The 3,105-nt window shown below is 70.4% G+C and carries 3 protein-coding genes; all 3 read left to right on the forward strand.

What is annotated here, in order from left to right; genetic code table 11:
- The first annotated feature begins 276 nt into the window (after positions 1 to 276).
- Genes JFB92_RS11310 through JFB92_RS26575 form a run of 3 tightly spaced genes read left to right on the forward strand, consistent with a single transcriptional unit; the run spans position 277 to position 3,045 of the window.
- Positions 277 to 948 carry a GPP34 family phosphoprotein gene (locus JFB92_RS11310; RefSeq protein WP_199038195.1) on the forward strand — a complete coding sequence of 224 codons (672 nt, stop codon included), beginning with the start codon at positions 277 to 279 and terminating at the stop codon, positions 946 to 948.
- A 44-nt stretch (positions 949 to 992) separates the two neighbouring features.
- Positions 993 to 2,492 carry an APC family permease gene (locus tag JFB92_RS11315; RefSeq protein WP_199038197.1) on the forward strand — a complete coding sequence of 500 codons (1,500 nt, stop codon included), beginning with the start codon at positions 993 to 995 and terminating at the stop codon, positions 2,490 to 2,492.
- Positions 2,482 to 3,045: a GNAT family N-acetyltransferase gene (locus tag JFB92_RS26575; protein ID WP_199038199.1), complete on the forward strand. Its 564-nt coding sequence runs from the start codon at positions 2,482 to 2,484 to the stop codon at positions 3,043 to 3,045. The genes JFB92_RS11315 and JFB92_RS26575 overlap by 11 nt, the downstream gene beginning before the upstream one ends.
- The last annotated feature ends 60 nt before the right edge of the window (positions 3,046 to 3,105 follow it).

The raw sequence follows: 3,105 nt of genomic DNA on the forward strand, positions 1-3,105 counted from the left end.
GCTTGACACCAACACCCCAGCCCTAACCGAACGGCATTGCGGCTAGGCGGTGTTTAAGGACCCCCGGCGAATCGGCCGGATAGCGGCCGTCAGGGGTCCTTAAACACCGCCTAATCGTGCGTTCACGGCACCAGAGGCGCAGCCGACGCTCGTGGGAGCGAACTCGGGCGGGCCTGACCTGCGGACCAAAACATGAGGAATACCGGGAACCGGTCGCTGAGACGATAACGGTATGGTAGCCGGATGAATCGCACTGTGTAGGAAGGATCACCCCCGGTGCCCGCCGCACCCACCCCCCGACTCGTCTATGACGCACTTCTGATCACCTCTCACCACGACTTCTACAAACCGGCGGTGACGCCGTACGTGACCGGGCTGGGGCTCGGAGCCGCGCTCATCGCCGAACTGGTGCTCTCCGGGCACCTCGACGTGCACGTCCGCGACGGCTCCAAGCTCGCCCTCGGCGACCACGGCGCGGGCCCGCCCTCCGACTCCCTCGGACTGTGGCTGGTCGAACTCGTCCGCGCCGAGCCCGAACCCCTGCCCGTGCCCGAATGGCTCGAGTTCCTGACCGTCGCCGACATCTACACCAAGACCGCCGAGCACATGGTCATCGCCGGGCTGATGGTGCAGATCCGGCAGCGGACCCGCTGGCGGCGCACCCAGGTCGCCTACGCGGCCAAGGACGCGCTCGTCGCCGGGGCGCCCCTGGCGCGGATGCGCGGGCACCTGACCGCGATGGCCCGCCGCATGCCGCTGCCCGACGCGTTCCTGATGGCGCTCACCGAGGCGGTCGGGCTGTCCAAGTCGCTGTACTCCCAGACTCCTTCGGGCGCATACGAATACGCCCAAGCGCACGTCAAGGCCCTCCCCGCGCCGCTCCAGGCCGTCCGGGGGCACCTGGCGGCCGCCGTGGCCGACACCGCCATCAGCGGCGGCAACTTCTGATCCCTCCCACCGCAACCTCGCAATCCGATAGGAGAGACCACTCGATGTCCGCCCCCACCGCGCAGACCAGCATGGTCAGATCCGCTCTGGCCCGAGACAAGCTCGGGACGATGAGCCTGCTCCACTTCTCCCTCACCGCCGCCACCCCGCTGACGGTCATCGCCGGCGGGGTCGTGGTCATGTTCGCCATCGCCGGCCAGATCGGCATCCCCATCGGCTACGTCCTCATCGCCGCCTGCCTGTGGCTGTTCAGCGTCGGCTACACCACCATGGCCAGGCACATCACCAACGCCGGCGCCATGTACGCGTTCGTCGCCCGCGGCCTGGGCCGCGTCACCGGCGTCGCCGCCGCGTGGGTCGCCGCTACCTCCTACTGCGCCCTCCAGATCAGCCTCTACGGCCTGCTCGGGCTCACCGCCCAGGGCGTCATCGCGCGCATGGGCCTGGACGTGCCCTGGTGGGTCGCGGCCCTGGCCGCTTGGCTCCTCATCGGCCTGCTCGGGACCCGCGCGGTCGACATCAACGCGAAGGTCCTGGCCGTGCTCCTGAGCGTCGAGATCGCCGTGATCCTTTTGTTCAGCGTCTCCAACTTCATGCACGCCGACGACGGCCTGTCCTTCGCGGCCCTCTCGCCGAGCGCCCTCGGCGGCGAGGCCGCCGGAGCGGTCCTGGCGCTGGCCGTGGTCGGCTTCATCGGATTCGAATCGCCGACCGTGTACGGCGAGGAGGCCCGCGACCGCCGCCGCACCGTCGCCCGGGCCACCGTCGCCACCATCGGCATCCTGGCCCTGATCTACATCACCGCCTCCTGGTCGATCATCACCGCCGTCGGCGACGACAACGTCGTCGAGGCCGCCTCGGCCGACCCCTCGGGGCTCATGTTCGCCCTCGCCGGCGAGCAGATCGGATCCGCGTGGATCACCATCGGCGAAGTGCTCCTGCTGACCTCGATCACCGCCGCGGCCCTGTCGTTCCACAACACCACCGCCCGCTACCTGTTCGCCCTCGGACGCGAGCAGGTCATCACCGCGAAGCTGGGCCGCACCTCCGTCAAAGCCTGCGCGCCCGTGGCCGCCTCGCTCACCCAGACCGCGGTCGGCGGCGTCGTCATCCTCCTGTGGGCCGCGCTCGGCCTCGACCCGCTGACGCACCTGTTCTACTACGTGGGCACCGCCTCCGGGATCGGACTGATCGCCCTGTTCACCGCCTGCGCGGTGGCCGTCGTCGTCTACTTCTGGCGCGACCGCCGGGACGAGCCGCTCTGGCACACCCGCATCGCCCCGATCCTGTCGTTCCTGGCGCTGGCAGGCGTGCTCTACCTGGCGGTCATCCACTTCCACACGCTGCTGGGCGTGGAGAAGGGCTCGCTCATCCCGCAGCTGGTGCCGATCGTGTTCGGGGCGCTGGCGCTCCTGGGCGCCGCCTGGGGCGCCTACCTCAAACGCGCCGAACCCGAGGTGTACGCAGGCATCGGCCACGGCGCGAAGGCCACGCTGGTCCAGGCGACCGAACCGGAGTCGGCGGAGGTGGCCGGTGGCCGGTAATCCGCAGGTCGCGGCTCTGCTGGCGGAGGCGTTCCTGGAACTGCCGACGGCCCGCTGGATCGCCGCCGACCCCGCAGAGCGCCTCAAGGCCGTCCGGGGCCAGTTCGAGATGCTGGCCGAGCACGCCGAGGCGCACGGGGGGATCGTCGCCTCCGGCGACCTCGACGGCGCGGTGATCTGGTTCGACCACACCGAACCGCCGCCGCCGATCCCCGACTACGACCGGCGACTGCGCGAGGCCAGCGGCGACCACTACGAGCGGTTCGCGTACCTCGACCGGCTCATGGAGCACCACCACCCGACCGAGCCGCACGTGTACGTGGCGCTGGTCGGCGTCCGCGAGGAGATGCGCGGCAAGGGCATAGCCCGCTCCATGCTCCACGGGCTGCACGAACGGCTCGACAAGGAGGACACGCCCGCCTACCTGGAGGCGGTCTCGACGGACACGGTGCGGCTGTACGAGGACCTGGGCTACCGGGCCCACGCCAAACCCTTCCACCTCGAAGACGAGGGCCCGGCCCTCTACCCGATGTGGAGACACCCCGCCCGGTAGCGGGGAGCCCACGGCCGCCCGATACCGGCGACCACGAGAATCCCGGACGGGGGGGGGGCC

This window comes from Glycomyces salinus (assembly GCF_016428645.1).
Taxonomy (GTDB): Bacteria; Actinomycetota; Actinomycetes; order Mycobacteriales; family Micromonosporaceae; genus Glycomyces; species Glycomyces salinus.

Bases quoted from the DNA above. Each gene is read 5' to 3' on its own strand.
- JFB92_RS11315 (WP_199038197.1), top strand. From the start codon at position 993: ATGTCCGCCCCCACCGCGCAGACCAGCATGGTCAGATCCGCTCTGGCC.